Origin of the sequence: Cutibacterium granulosum, assembly GCF_900186975.1 — a bacterium.
In the GTDB taxonomy this organism is placed as follows: domain Bacteria; phylum Actinomycetota; class Actinomycetes; order Propionibacteriales; family Propionibacteriaceae; genus Cutibacterium; species Cutibacterium granulosum.
In genome coordinates this window covers 1303110-1317221 of sequence record NZ_LT906441.1, presented here as the reverse complement: position 1 = coordinate 1317221, position 14112 = coordinate 1303110, and the positions used below count along the sequence as shown (strand labels likewise).

The 14112-nt window shown below is 64.5% G+C and carries 13 protein-coding genes and 1 pseudogene; 4 read left to right on the top strand and 10 right to left on the bottom strand.

Annotation, left to right across the window (positions count from 1 at the left end; genetic code table 11):
- Positions 1-39: 39 nt before the first annotated feature.
- The 4 genes and pseudogenes from CKV91_RS05585 to dnaG all read right to left on the bottom strand — a co-directional run.
- Positions 40-570, bottom strand: coding sequence for a hypothetical protein (locus tag CKV91_RS05585; RefSeq protein ID WP_036977020.1), 531 nt, complete (start codon positions 568-570; stop codon positions 40-42).
- Positions 571-584: 14 nt separating this feature from the next.
- Positions 585-1421 carry a sigma-70 family RNA polymerase sigma factor gene (locus tag CKV91_RS05580; RefSeq protein WP_021105436.1) on the bottom strand — a complete coding sequence of 279 codons (837 nt, stop codon included), beginning with the start codon at positions 1419-1421 and terminating at the stop codon, positions 585-587.
- A gap of 260 nt (positions 1422-1681) precedes the next feature.
- Entirely contained in the window at positions 1682-2104 is a 423-nt protein-coding gene (locus CKV91_RS10000) for a hypothetical protein (RefSeq protein ID WP_414836115.1), read from the bottom strand.
- Positions 2105-2485: 381 nt separating this feature from the next.
- Positions 2486-3799 (bottom strand): annotated as a pseudogene (gene dnaG, locus CKV91_RS09995) (DNA primase); the annotation flags it as partial.
- A 38-nt stretch (positions 3800-3837) separates the two neighbouring features.
- Here dnaG and CKV91_RS05570 point away from each other — a divergent pair.
- On the top strand, positions 3838-4596 hold the full coding sequence (locus CKV91_RS05570) for an ABC transporter permease (RefSeq protein ID WP_051167135.1): 759 nt from the start codon (positions 3838-3840) through the stop codon (positions 4594-4596).
- Between the two features lie 4 nt (positions 4597-4600).
- On the opposite strand, the gene CKV91_RS05565 is transcribed toward CKV91_RS05570, so the two are convergent.
- From CKV91_RS05565 to CKV91_RS05545, 5 genes are all read right to left on the bottom strand, one after another.
- Complete coding sequence (locus CKV91_RS05565; protein WP_036957333.1) at positions 4601-5716, bottom strand: HD domain-containing protein; 1116 nt, start codon at positions 5714-5716, stop codon at positions 4601-4603.
- A 245-nt stretch (positions 5717-5961) separates the two neighbouring features.
- Positions 5962-7029: a tRNA dihydrouridine synthase DusB gene (dusB, locus tag CKV91_RS05560; RefSeq protein WP_021103123.1), complete on the bottom strand. Its 1068-nt coding sequence runs from the start codon at positions 7027-7029 to the stop codon at positions 5962-5964.
- Positions 7030-7204: 175 nt separating this feature from the next.
- Complete coding sequence (locus tag CKV91_RS05555) at positions 7205-7960, bottom strand: succinate dehydrogenase/fumarate reductase iron-sulfur subunit (RefSeq protein ID WP_021105432.1); 756 nt, start codon at positions 7958-7960, stop codon at positions 7205-7207.
- Complete coding sequence (locus CKV91_RS05550; protein WP_231933847.1) at positions 7957-9909, bottom strand: fumarate reductase/succinate dehydrogenase flavoprotein subunit; 1953 nt, start codon at positions 9907-9909, stop codon at positions 7957-7959. Before CKV91_RS05550 ends, CKV91_RS05555 begins: the two co-directional genes overlap by 4 nt.
- A 143-nt stretch (positions 9910-10052) precedes the next feature.
- A complete protein-coding gene (locus tag CKV91_RS05545) occupies positions 10053-10709 on the bottom strand; it encodes a succinate dehydrogenase cytochrome b subunit (RefSeq protein ID WP_036957322.1) in 657 nt (218 codons plus the stop codon).
- A 443-nt stretch (positions 10710-11152) separates the two neighbouring features.
- On the opposite strand from CKV91_RS05545, the gene CKV91_RS05540 reads away from it, so the two are divergent.
- Genes CKV91_RS05540 through CKV91_RS05530 form a run of 3 tightly spaced genes read left to right on the top strand, consistent with a single transcriptional unit; the run spans position 11153 to position 13253 of the window.
- Positions 11153-11866: an ABC transporter ATP-binding protein gene (locus tag CKV91_RS05540; RefSeq protein WP_065860732.1), complete on the top strand. Its 714-nt coding sequence runs from the start codon at positions 11153-11155 to the stop codon at positions 11864-11866.
- Entirely contained in the window at positions 11863-12633 is a 771-nt protein-coding gene (locus CKV91_RS05535; protein WP_021105429.1) for a hypothetical protein, read from the top strand. Before CKV91_RS05540 ends, CKV91_RS05535 begins: the two co-directional genes overlap by 4 nt.
- 5 nt (positions 12634-12638) lie before the next feature.
- Positions 12639-13253, top strand: coding sequence for a hypothetical protein (locus CKV91_RS05530; protein ID WP_021105428.1), 615 nt, complete (start codon positions 12639-12641; stop codon positions 13251-13253).
- 153 nt (positions 13254-13406) lie between these two features.
- On the opposite strand, the gene CKV91_RS05525 is transcribed toward CKV91_RS05530, so the two are convergent.
- The gene (locus tag CKV91_RS05525) at positions 13407-14105 is read right to left on the bottom strand and encodes an NUDIX hydrolase (protein ID WP_021105427.1); all 699 of its coding nucleotides are present in this window, start codon (positions 14103-14105) and stop codon (positions 13407-13409) included.
- Between the last annotated feature and the right edge of the window lie 7 nt (positions 14106-14112).

The window sequence follows — 14112 nt, the reverse complement described above, 5'->3', positions numbered from 1 at the left end:
GTCCATGAACCTGCCTCTGCCCTTGTCATGACGCAGTTTTCAACGGCTCTCCCACCGTCCTTTGAGATCCTCGGAATGTTCCAGGACCAATTGTTTGGTTTCGGGGTCGCTCAGGTCGGCCTCCCCCACGGCCATGGCCGTCCACAGGATCGAGGGATCCCGTCGGCCCAGTGCTCCGGCGCGGCGGCGCCCAGCAACAACGACTCGCCCGCCGGGGACATCCACCCCCTCCTGACACAGGATGGTGGCGTTGACCTGACTCTGGAAAACCCCGGGGATGTCGCCAGGTTGATCCATGATGATCCTGACCTCACTCTGGTCGAGAACCATCCACCACAGCGCCGACTTCTCCTTGTGCCAGCCACCACGGATGATCTCGTGCCAGGCCACCGCCCCAGGCTCAGCCTGCTCGGGCACGACGACCAGCCCTTCCTCAACGGCAATGACGGTGACAGGGCCGTCCATCCGACCGTGGCCCCACGCAAGCACCTTCACCATCGACTGGCCGAGAACCTGCCTGACCGCCGCCATGACGTCGTCGCCGGGGCGTGACTTCCTGAATAGTCCCATGGACCCATTGTGGCTCATGCCACCTCAGCCAGTCCTCGCCCCAGCTGGGTGCGCAGCCGCGAGTGTGCCTGCTTCTGAATGCGCCGCACAGATCGTTCCGAGCACCCCAACTGGCATGCCACCTGGTCCAGGCCCATGGGTGCTCCCTCGAAACCGTGCCGCAACCGCACCACCGACCGATGTGGCTCGGGGAGCGTCTCGACCAGTTTCCGGACGTCATCCAGTCCGTCGTCGGTGATGTCGTGAGTCATCATGCGCATGTCGGCGAACAACGCAATGCCCTCCAGTGGAACGTCCTTGTCGATCTGCCAGCGCTGCCGCACCCACTCCTTGGGACGGCCGAGTTCAGCCGCCACTTCGGCGACGGTTGCTGCGTGGCCACGCAGCGTCGACAAATTCTCCGCCGTCCTGGCGACGACCATCTCGGTACGTCGACGCCACATGGTGCGACTCGTGCCGTCGCACAGGGATTCCTCGGAGACGTATCGGCGTATCCACGTCCATGCCAGCGTGGAGAACCTGGTGCCCCGACTCGGATCGTAGCGACGGATCGCCTCGGCGAGTCCGATGCAGCCAGCCCCGACAAGATCGTCCAGACTTGTCCTTCCTCGTGCATGCGGTCTGGCCATGGACCACACCATGGGCAGAAAGAGGGTCCACACCTGAACGGTTGCCTGCTGACCCTCGGCAATGATGACGGCCAACTCCTCGGAGCTGGCATCCGTGTCCAGATGTCCGTCGACAGCAGCTTGGGCGATGACGCCCAGTTCGATGGCAGCAAAAAGACGCTGCTCCCGTTCTCGGGACTGGTTCTCGGTCCGAAGCGGATCGTGGATGGGGGTGATGCTCATGGCTCAATCCTGCGAAACCCTCCCGGGAACGGACCAGTGGTTCTCGACAACTGTGGACAACTTTCTGGTTGTCCACACCCGTTGATCGTGCAGTTGCCAAAATGAATCATGTAAGCAGGAACACGAGCTGACGCGTTTCTCGAGAGGCGAGGGGAGAACTCATCACCGTGACGCTGCAACCACACTCACCCCCAGATCGACCGCTTCAACGTCATACGTATCGATTCACGCATGGCGCAGAGCCATGAACCACGCCGACGTCAGTCCTCATCCCACGGCGCTGCGGCCTGTGCTGCGATGAGTTCCTTGCGTAGGGATTCCAAGGTCACCAGATCGGCAAACATGGCGTTGTAGGCCTTGGGGTCCTGTTGCGGGTTGGTGCGCTGCAGGCGTGACTTCAGGTTTGCGATGTCGTCGACGACGGAGAGCAGACGTACTCGTGCCGCGTAGGCCCGTGCATAGGAGGCTGTCGGATCATCGTGCAGAACAGCCTCCACGAGCAGGGCGACGACGAGCTGTTGGACGACGTCGTCGTGGGTGGCTTCCTGTATGCGCTGTTGCCAACCGTCACCCGGCTGCGTCGTGCGCACGAGGTCGAAAACGGTGCGGTAGGTGGGATGCCGGAAATCCTCCGGCTCCACCAGGGCCCACTGGGCGTCGAAGAGTTGCGGGTACTGCAGCATGAGCTTGAGCAGTCCCCGTTCGGCCATGAGCTTGGGGTCGCGCGGATCTGGCCACGGAGTGGACGGGACCGACTCACCCGCCCCGGTGGCTTCGACCAGCGACTCATCCGAATCGACTGTTCGTGGCGAGACGGGGGAACCGGTGGGAGCACCTGCACCCTGACCATCGATCACCCGTAATGCGGGTGCTCCTCCCCCGCGGGACGCGATGGGGCTCACATCACCATCTGGATGTCGCTGGGCCCCGCCATGCAGACCGGTCGGGGCCTGTCCTTGGTACGTGCCGTAGCCGTGCGTGCCCTCGCCGCGGGTGGCTCCGTAGTGCCCTGCCGATCCTCGTGGATTTGTTGGGGCTCCGCCAGAGTTGCCGCCGTGCGGGTGCCGACGGGCAGCCACCACTTCACGACGCACGTCGTCGACGTCCATCCCGATGATCTGGGCAAGTTCGCGGGTGAACTCGCTGACCAGTGCGGCGTCGCGAATGCTCGTCACCAGTGGTGCCGCAGCCCGTGCCGCGGCGAGTCGCCCGTCAGCCCGATCGAGGTCGAACCTGCCGACGGTGTTCTCCATGACGAATCGGTACAACGGCACCCGCCGTGCCACGAGTTCCCGAACTGCCGCGTCCCCCTCCTGCATGCGCAGGTCGCACGGATCCAACCCGTTGGGTTCGACGGCCACATAGGTCTGGCTGGTGAACTCCTCGTCGTCCCGGTAGGCCTTGAGCGCTGCCGATCGACCGGCCGCATCGCCGTCAAAGGTGAAGATCACCTCACCGTTGAGGGCACCGCGATTGCCCATGAGCCGCTGCACCAGGTGCGCATGCTCCGGACCAAATGCCGTACCACACGACGCCACGGCGGTGTCGATCCCGGCGACGTGCATGGCCATGACGTCGGTGTAGCCCTCCACGACGACGACCTGGTTCTTCTTGCCGATGTTGGTGCGAGCCAGGTCAAGCCCGTAGAGAACATGGGACTTCTTGTAGACCGGGGTCTCGGGGGTGTTGACGTACTTCGCCGGCATGCGGTCGTCGTCCCACACCCGCCTGGCGCCGAATCCCAATACCGACGCCGCGGAGCCCTTGATCGGCCAGAGCACCCGCCCCTGGAAGAAGTCCCATCCCGAGTCGCGGACCAACCCCGAGGTCACCAGCACCTGGGGCGTGAACCCCTGGGCGAGCAGATGATCGCGCAGAACATGGCCCCCTTTGGGGGCATACCCCATGCCGAAGTACTCGGCATGCTCGCGAGTGAATCCCCGTCCGGTGACGAAATCGCGTGCAATGGCCCCCTCGTCGGAGAGCATCCGGCGGCGGAAGAACTCGGCTGCCGCATCATTGGCGGCCAGAATCTGGGTACGCATCCCCGGCGGGGTGGACGGGGTGCCGTCGTCAATGATCCTCAGCTGCACGCCGGTGCGGTCGGCAAGACGCTGGACTGCCTCGACGAAGGTGAGGTTCTCGATGAGCTGGAGAAAGGTGATGGTGTCGCCGCCGGTCTGGCAGCCGAAGCAGTAGAACAGGCCGCGCGACGGCGTCACCTGGAAACTTGGTGTCCTCTCATCGTGGAACGGGCACAGCCCCTTGAGCGAGCCGCCCCCAGCATTGCGCAGTTGCACATAGTCCCGGACGACCTCGTCGATCCGAGCCCGTTCGCGGACCAGAGCAATGTCTTCCTCATTGATCCGTCCAGCCATGTGACGATCCTATTCACTCATCTGAGAGACTGACAGTTGTGTCAATCAATCCAACATGGCAGTTAGCACTGAGTCTCGTCCTACTCGTCGCACTCACCGTGGCCTTCTCGGCGTGGGGACGGCTGGGAATCGGCAAGGCCTCGGTGTGGGCAGCAGCACGCGCCATCATCCAGCTGGGTGTGGTCTCGATGGTGCTGGTCTACGCCCTCAAGCATCTGTGGGCTGCCGCACTGTTCACGTTGCTCATGTTTGCCGTGGCAGTACGCACGACGGCCAAGAGGACCGAGATCGGAAGGGCCTGGCCCTGGGCGGCAGCCGCGATGGCCTGTGGCACCCTTCCCGTGCTGCTCATCGTCTTCGGGACGGGTTGCTCACCGTTCACGGCAGCTTCCCTCATCCCCCTGGCCGGAATCATCATTGGCAACATGATGAACGGTCACACCCTGGCCGGACGGCGACTGTTCCCCACCCTGCGTGACAATCTCGGCACCTACGAGGCGGCCCTGTCGATGGGTGTGCTGCGCCCGGAGGCGATCCGGATGGTGACCCAGCGCTCGGTGGCCGAGGCCATCATCCCGACCGTCGACAACACCCGTACCGTGGGGCTGGTGACCTTGCCGGGAGCCTTCGTCGGTGTGCTGCTGGGTGGCGGGTCGGCTCTGCAGGCCGGTGCCTCCCAGGTGCTCGTCCTGCTGGGAATCCTCGCCGGGCAGGCCGTGACGATCGTCGTGGCCCACCGATTCATGATGCAGGGCCGTCTGCTGCCGAGCGACCTCAAGGAGAAACTGCACGACTGAGGCGTCAGTACCCGCGCCCCAGCCCCTTGGGCACGCGCGCCTTGTCCCAGCCCAGATGGATCTGTGCCTGATCGAAGGCGAAGGAGTCCGTCATACCGGCGACGTAGGCGACGACTTGATGCACCCGGTCCGTCGGCCGAGCCAGAAACTCCTGCGGCACCAGGTCGAGATGCTCCAGGTAGTACTCGACGAGCTGCTGCAACACCTTGACGACGACCTCGGCCTGGGCCAGGGACTCCTCACGAGTGTAGATCCTCGTGTAGTTGAAGGACCGCAACGTGGCCAATGACTGCGCAGTCTGGGAGTCCATGCCGACTCCTCCGGTACGGCATGTGGTGGCGATGACCGAGCGGATGAATCGGGACAGCTGGGTTCGCCGATCCTCCCCCGCCACCTCGCGCACCACCGAGGGCAGATCGTCAACGGTGACGATTCCCGCATGGATGGCGTCCTCCAAGTCGTGGGCACAGTAGGCGATCCGGTCGGAGAACGACACGATCTCACCCTCCACGGTGGATGGTGTGGGGCGTGACCAGGAGTGGTTGCGAATCCCGTCCAGGGTCTCGGCACACAGGTTGAGCGGTTCCAGGCTGACGTCGGAGCCCCATGGCCCGTGATCGAATCCCTCGGGGAGAAAGGCGTCGAAGGCCTGTTCGGAGGCATGCCCACCAGGGCCGTGGCCGCAGTCGTGCCCCAATGCCATCGCATCGGCGAGGGTGACGTTGGCGCCGATTCCGGCAGCAATGGATCGTGCCACCTGCGCCACCTCCAGAGCATGGGTGAGTCGGGTGCGCTGGTGATCCGTGGGGTGGACGACGACCTGGGTCTTGCCGGCCAGGCGTCGAAACGCCGTCGAGTGGACGATACGGTCCCGGTCGCGTTCGAAACAGGTGCGTTCCGGATCCGGCTCCTCCGGACGAGCTCGGTGCCCGGCACCACTGGCCAGGGTCGCGCCCGGGCGCAGCATCTCGCGCTCCCGCTCCTCACGCTGCAGGCGCCCCACGGTGTCACCGGCAGCGATACGTGGTCCGGCGTCACGATGGGAGTGGATGACACCGCCCGTACCGTGTCCAGCCATCGTGGTGGCCCACTGACGAGCGCGATTGGAGATCTCAGGCATGGTTCCATCCTCGCACGGTCCCGGCACCTGCAGCGGACGGTAGGTCACGAGACGGCAGGGCTGGAAGCGATCACGTACCTGCCCCAAGTTCACGTACCTGCCCCCCAGGGCAGTCATGAGCGTGTTCAGCCCCCACACAACGCTCCGCCGCAGCCGGGGGAGGGCCGGGGTGCACATCAACAGCAGGCGAAGTCGGCACGATGCCGCACTGCCCCCGCACACACCCACTCGGCGTCTTCGGCCGGTCAGCCGCCGGAGATGCCCAACTCGGCCTCGGAGAGGTCGTGATCGTCCAAGGTGCGCGAGTCCAGCCAACCCATCGGCATGACGACCTTGCGCCGCGGGGTGCCTTGTCGCCCCCGTGCCTTGCCCAGCTCCTTGACGGGGAATGGGGCGTCATGATCGAGCGAGGTAAGCAGCTCGTCGAGCTCGTCAAAATTGGATATCTTTCCCAGTGCATGACGAGTTTCCCCACCCACCGGAAAGCCTTTGAAGTACCAGGCCATGTGTTTGCGCATGTCGACCAGACCGTGCATTCCCTGGTATTTCACAAGCAGTTCGGCATGCCGACGAACCATCTCACACACCTCTCCCAGGGTGGGCAGGGTCTGGGTCTGGCATCCGCAGAAGGCGTCTGCAAGGTCTCGGAACAGCCACGGACGGCCCAAGCAGCCGCGTCCGACCTCCACCCCGGCGCATCCGGTCTGTTCCACCATGTCAACGGCGTCACGGGCTTCCCAGATGTCACCATTGCCGATCACCGGGATGTTCACGGCACTGACGAGCTCGGCGATGGCCTGCCAGTGCGAGTGACCGGAATAGGCCTCGGCAACACTGCGAGCATGCAGACACACGGCGGCGGCGCCAGCATCCTCGGCAGCCTTGGCGGAGTCGATGAAGGTGACATGGTCGTCGTCGATGCCGATACGCGTCTTGACACTCACCGGTACGTCGAACTCGTCGGCGGCCTGCACCACAGCAGCGACGACGGAGCGGAATCGATCCCGTTTCCAGGGCAGTACACCCCCACCGCCCTTACGCGTCACCTTGGGTACCGGGCATCCGAAATTGAGGTCGACGTGATCGACGTGATACTCGGTACACAGAATACGGGTGGCATCGGCCATCATCTGTGGATCCACACCGTACAATTGCACGGAACGAATCTTCTCGTTGTCGGCGAAGGCCAGCATGTCCTTGGTTTTGTGGTCGCCGTACACCAGACCGCGCGAGGTGATCATCTCGCACACGTACAGCCCTGCCCCCTGCTCAGCGCACAGTTGACGGAAGGCAGCATTCGTCACCCCTGCCATCGGGGCCAGGACGACCGGGACGCGCGCCGTCACACACCCACCGGAGGGGGCGCGCAGTGTCAGGGGGGCAACATTCACCCGCGCAACGATACGTCGCGCAGACGACAGCTCCCAAAAAGACTGTGGGCACCGCCGAAGCGGTGCCCACAGTGCGGATCAACGTGTCTCAGATGACTCAGTTGTCCCTGGTCCTGCCACGGAACCCGGCACGCATGCGTTCCTTGTTCACGGTGGCAACGGCGGCCAGCGGAATGCCCACCGGGCAGGCCTTGGCGCACTCACCGTACAGCGAGCAGGGCCCGAAGTAGGTGTCCAGGGCGTCAACCATGCGACGGGCACGGCGGCTGCGCTCATGGCTGCCCTGAGGCATCTTGGACAGGTGAGCGAGCTTGGCACCGGCGAAGAGCATTGCCGAGCCGTTCGGGCAGGCAGCCACACAGGCACCACAACCGATGCAGGAGGCGAAGTCGAGAGCCTGCTCGGCCTGCTCCTTGGGCTGAGGAACGGTGTCGGCATCCGGAGCGGTGCCGGTCATGACGTCCACCGTGCCACCGGCGCGGATGAGCGCGTCGAGCGGGCCACGGTCCACGGTGAGGTCGCGCACCACACGGAAGGCGGTGGAACGCCACGGCTCCAGCTTGAAGTGGGTCACACCGGGGAAGGCACGCAGGTGCTGACGGCAGGCCGGAGTGTTGTCCAGCGGGCCGTGCGGCACGCCGTTGACCATGAACCCGCAGGCGCCACACACACCCTCGCGGCAGTCGGACTCGAAGACCACCGGGTCGCCGCCATCCTCGACGATCTGGTCATTGAGGCGATCGAGCAGCTCGAGGATGCTCCACTCGGCCTCGGCATCGTTGACGACGTAGTTCTGGAAGTGCCCAGTGGCCTTCGGGCCGTCCTGACGCCAGATTTCAAGAGTTACTTTCATCGGTAATCCCTCACCTGCAGATCGATCAGCGAGAACTCAAGAGGCTCGGCGTGACGCACGTGGACGCCGTCGGGGCGAGTCTGCCACGCCGACACACATGCCCACTCGTCGTCATTGCGCTTGGCCTCACCCTCGGGGGTGGAGTACTCGGTGCGGAAGTGGGCCCCGGCGGACTCGCGACGGTCCAGGGCGTCGAGCACCATGACCTCGGCGAGTTCGATGAAGTCGGCGACACGACCGGCCTTCTCCAGCTCCTGGTTGATGCGGTTGGGGCCACCGACGACCTTGACGTCGTTCCAGAACTCCTCGCGCAGGGCACGCACCTCGGCCAGGGCCTTGGACAGGCCCTCCTCGTCACGGCTCACACCACAGCCCTCGTAGAGGATGTCACCGAGCTTGCGGTGGAACCACTCCGGACGGTGGGTGCCGTTGATGGTCAGCAGCTTGTCGACACGCTTGTTGACCCGGTTCAACGCGGCCTTGACCTCGGGAGCGTCCAGAGGAAGCACCGGAGCCTTGATGTAGTCGGCCAGGTAGTTCGGGATCGACAGCGGCAGGGTGAACCATCCGTCGACCGAGGCCGACAGCAGCGAGTTCGCACCCAGACGGTTGGCACCGTGGTAGTTGTTCGACGCCTCGCCACCCACGAACAGGCCGGGGATGGTGCTCATGTGGTCGTAGTTGACCCACAGGCCACCCATGGTGAAGTGAGCACCCGGGGCGATGCGCATTGGCACCTCGTAGGGGTTCTCACCGGTGGCGTCGAGGTACATGTCGAAGAGGTTGCCGTAGCGCTCCTTGATGACGTCCTTGCCGAGACGCTCGATGGCGTCGCGGAAGTCCAGGTACACGGAGTTCTTCAGCGGTCCGACACCACGACCGGAGTCGATCTGGGTACGGGCGTTGCGCGAGGCGACGTCACGCGGGGTGAGGTTGCCGAATGCCGGGTACTTGCGTTCCAGGTAGTAGTCACGCTCGTTCTCCGGGATGTCGTTGGCGGCACGCGGATCACCGGGCTTCTTGGGCACCCAGATACGTCCATCGTTGCGCAGCGACTCCGACATGAGGGTCGTCTTGGACTGCCAGTGCGAGCTCACCGGCAGGGCCGTCGGGTGGAACTGCACGAAGCAGGGGCTGGCGAAGTAGGCACCCTGACGGTGGGCACGCCACGTGGCGGTGGCGTTGGATCCCTTGGCCAGCGTGGACCAGTGGTACACCGAGCCGTAGCCACCGGTGCACAGGGCCACGACGTGGGCGGTCCAAGGCCGAATTTCACCGGTGAGCAGGTCACGGGTGACGATGCCCTGGGCGCGTCCGTCGGCGACGATGAGATCGAGCATCTCGGTGCGGGTGTGCATCGTGACGTTGCCGGCGTCGATCTGGGCCTGCAGGGCCTGCGAGCAGGCAACCTCGAGCTGCTGACCGGTCTCGCCACGGGTGTAGTAGGTACGCGAGACCTGCACACCACCGAACGAACGGGTGGCGAGCTGGCCGCCGTACTCACGGGCGAACGGGGCACCGATGGAGTACATGTGATCGATGACGCGCACCGACTCGGTACCCAGACGCACCACGTCGGCCTCACGGCCGCGGTAGTCGCCACCCTTGACGGTGTCCTTGACGAACCGCTTGAGCGAGTCGCCGTCCACCTTGCGGGCACGAGCGGCGTTGATACCGCCCTGGGCAGCCACCGAGTGGGCGCGACGCGGGGAGTCGTGGAAGACGAAGCAGTCCACCTTGTACCCCAGCTGACCCAAGGTGGCAGCCACACCCGAACCAGCAAGTCCGGCGCCGACGACGATGACGTGCATCTTGCGACGGTTGGCCGGGTTGACGAGCTTGTACTCGGTCTGACGACGGGTCCACGCGGTCAACGGATCTCCGGCGGGGGCGCCACCATCGAGCTCGTCACCGATCTCGTAGCCGGCAGCCTTCTGCGCCGGGCCCATGATGTCGCGCGGCAGCTTGCCGTGTCGTTTCGGAGCTTCCGAGGCCGAGGCGGGTTCCGGGGCCTTGGGAGCTGGCACCGACTCGACCTTGGTCTCGGTGTCGGTGTGTGGGAGCTTGTCGTGCAGGAAGTCCTTCAACCCGCTCATGAGATCACCCCAGCAAGAATCAGCATTGGAAGTGCGCCATTGCACACGGCGATGGCGAGGGCAATGAGGATGGCCACGATGAGCCACACCTTGCGCAGACGCGGACCGGTACCACCGAGGTCATTGATGGCGTTCCAACCGCCCTGGCACAGGTGCAGGCAGACCACCAGCATGACGATGGTGTAGAAGATCGCCATACCCGGACGCGAGAGGCTCGCGACGAGGTTCTCGTAGGCGCTCATCTGGACATCCGGGCCCGGGTTCTGCGGTCCGGAGAAGCTGGACGACGCGACACCGGCGCCAATCGTGAGGTCCAGAATGTGGACGATGATGAAGGCCAGGATCAGCAGGCCACTGAGAATCATCGTGCGGGATCCGAAGGTCAGACTGCGCATGCTCTTGCGACGGTACGACCCACGTCCCTTGCGACCACGGATCCAGATCGTCAGACCTGCCCAGACGTGCAGGACCAGACAGGTGAGGAGCACGATGCGGAAGATCCACAACGCCCCCTCGTAGGGCAGCAGCGGGTAGAACAGTGTCCGCAGCAGCTTGGCATAGCCGTTGTAGTCCTCAGGGCCCATCAGGGCCTTGAGATTTCCAATCATGTGTACGAAGACGAACAGGCCCAGGATCGTACCGGTCACTGCCATCGTCACTTTCAGTGTGACGTGAGACGGCCGGACCTTCGTCCGGTCGAGCTCTGGCAGCTGATCCCCTCGCTGTTGCGTCCGTGTTGCGACGCTCATGGAGCAACTCCCTCGTGAAGCTTGACGCTAGAAGCTTTAGCCGGAGACTAGCAAATAAGTAGCTCAGTCCAGTAACCGGGGGCCAGCACTGCACAATGATCCATGACGGCCTAGTCACAGCCGCTTGGTGATCGACTCCCGGCGCACGGAGGGGGCCATACGGGACGCCTTGCCACACGTGACCCAGAAGTGATCAGCCCTGGCCTGCGTACCGCGGGAGGGTACCCGGCATGTGACATGGGCTGTTCTCAAACTATTCTGCAGGTCGTGGTTCACGCATCATGCGAAAGACGCTCACACGACATCCCCCATCGCTGCACGAAAGACCACGACAACCGGAAGATCTCATGACCACACTCACTCTTGACGATGTCTGCCACTCATACGAAAGACACCGCGCCTTGGACCATGTCTCGTCCACGATCGGCACCGGTGTGTGCGGACTCATCGGGGAGAATGGTGCCGGCAAGTCGACGTTGCTGGGTGTCTGTTCGGGTGCGCAGGTACCCACCAGCGGTCACGTGTTGATCGACGGTGTGGAGCTGACCGCTCGCCCTTCCCGTCGAGAGGCGCTTCGCCGCATTGCCTTCATGCCCCAGTCGGCGTCCGCGCCCGGGAATCTGTCGGTGCTCGAGACGGTGACCTATCTCACCTGGATGCGCGGCACACCGTGGTCACGCGCTCGTCAACAGGCTCGTCAGGCGCTGGCACTGGTCGATCTGGAGAAGATGTCTGACACTCGTTGCAAGGCCCTGTCGGGTGGTATGCAGCGACGGGTCTGGCTGGCACAGGCACTGGCATCCGAGGCGGACGTGCTGCTGCTCGACGAGCCGAGCACCGGTCTGGACCCCCGACAGCGTCAACTCATGCTCACCGCCCTGCATCGCGCAGCCGAGACGGGGGCCACCATCGTGTTGTCGAGTCACGTCCTGGAGGACGTCGCCGATCTGGCAGACCATCTCGTCGTCCTCACGCATGGCACGGTCGCCTTCGACGCAGCGATGCCGGAGTCGTTGGACTCCACGTGGTTCCTCGACGTCACCGATGGAGTCCGTCCATGAACGCAGTTCTCATGTGGATGCGACGCACCTGGATGCTGGGCATCGTCTTCATCATCATCCAATGCCTCACTTGGTTCAGGTACCAGGAGGCCTACCGGGACTGGTCGTGGACGATCTCGCTTGTGCAGGGTGCGACGATGCTGGGCTCTCCGTTCATCGCCGGGGTGTGCGCCTACATGGTTCACCGACAGTGGCCACGCACGACGCGCCGTGACCTTGCCGGGACCGGCCGCTCCCACCACCTCGTCTCGGACATGACATGGGCAGTCATCGCCTGGGGATGGGCGGCCCAGGCCGTGTTCCTCGTCATCGGGTGTGTCTCCTGCGTGGTGCATCATGCCGATTCAAGCGGTCTCACCCTGCCGTGGCAGCTGCTCACCGGACCGATCGCCCTGGGAGCGTCGGCGTGGCTGGGAACGCTGGCGGCATGTCTGTGGGACTCGGTGATGACGATTCCGGTCATGGTGCTCGCCGTGTTCTTGGCCCATCAGATGTTCTGGGACATGCATCTGCCTCAGCTCCTGTCGCCGGATTTCGCCACCGTCCCGATGTCTCCCATGCGTCCGAACCCGGTCCACATGGCGCTGAGCATTCTTGGCAATGCCGGCATCCTCGTCGCCGCCAAAGCTGGATGTCGTTGGCAACAGTCACCGGCTGGGGCGAGATCTCACGGTGCACTCGCGACGTCGATCACCGGGATGGTGGCGCTGGTCGTCAGCTGTGTGCTCGTGGCGACACATCCGTCGGCCGACCTCATCTTCATCTGATCGCCATGCACGTCATCACCATTGCACGAGCACGCCAGTGGGTCATCACCGCTCTGGTGGTGGTAGCCGTTCTGGTCATCGCCGCCCTGACGACCCGCGTGACGGTTGGCGTACCGATCGCCGACGGCACCAGGACCGTGGCCCTCATCCTGGCTGCGCTCCTGCCAGCGGTGTCAGGAGTCGTCCTCGTCGACCGTTTTCCGCGACTTTCCCCAACGTTCTTGCATGAACGGCGCCTGCGCACTGTTGAGTTGACGGGATTCTGGATCGCCAATGTCCTCGGTATCGTCATCACAGGTCAGGGCAGCGTGCCCTACCGGCTCTACACGGTGACCTCTGGACTGCTGCTGGCCGACATCAGCCTCGTGCTCGTCTCCTGGCTCGGAATGACCGGTGTGCTGGGATCGTGCCTAGCCGGAGTTGTCTGGATCATCGGGGCAGGAGGCCTGGCGCAGGTGCTCGGGTACCCGCCCGATCTCCTCACCGACCCGAACAGTCAGGTATTGGCCATGTGGGTGCGTCCGCTGTACTACTACGAGTTGGGTGGCGTCGTGACGCTGGGGCTTGCCGCGAGTCTGCGACACGTCCTGCGGCGAGGAGACAATCGACCGGACGCGTGAGCGAAGGGTGGCCGCATCCCGGCAAGCGACCGCTCTCCATCGTGACGAGCACCACCGACCTGGGACTCCACCGGCACGAAAGCACCACAGCATCTTCGCCAAGCGTGTCTTCTTGGCTCGTCGCAGACCTCACGTCTGGAACTCGGGGGCTGTTCAGTTGCCGGGGGCCAGCACCGCAAAAGGGTCCGTGACGACGTAGCGACGATCAATGAACCGCCAGGTCGACGCCGGACGGCCACCCCGCTCCCCCGGCGCCGCCACATCACCGGTCTTCTCGATCTGGCCACGTCTGCGCAGCACCCGACCCAGGTTCGTGACGTCCACCTCGTGGCCAAGAACGGCCTGGTAGATCGCGCGCAGTCGGGCCATCGTGAACTCCTCGGGAGCCAGGGCGTAGACGATGTTGGTGTAGGAGGTCTTGCTGCGCAACCGTCGCGCGGCCGCGGAGACGATCTGCGCATGGTCGAAGGCCATGTTCGGCAGGTCATCGACGGGCAACCAGCTGTTCCCGACCACCTCGGGAAGCCCGTCGGGCGGGGTGAGTGCGAGATATGCGGTGGCGATGGTGCGCTCGAACGGGTCACGTGCCGGGTCGGAGACGGTGCTCACCTGCTCCACGTGCACCGGCCGAGCCCCGCCCAGCTGACCGGTCATGTGCCGAGCGATCGCCTGCTCCATCGTCTCGTCGACCTCCACCGGTCCGCCTATCAACGCCGACTGCCCCGCGAAGGGGTCTCGGGAGCGGGGGGTGGCGAGCACCTCGAGCCGCTCGTTGACGCGCAGGATGGCGGCCAGCACCTCATGACGGTACTTGGCGACGCCACGGTGGTCACGGTAGGGCCTGTTCCTCACGGGTAGA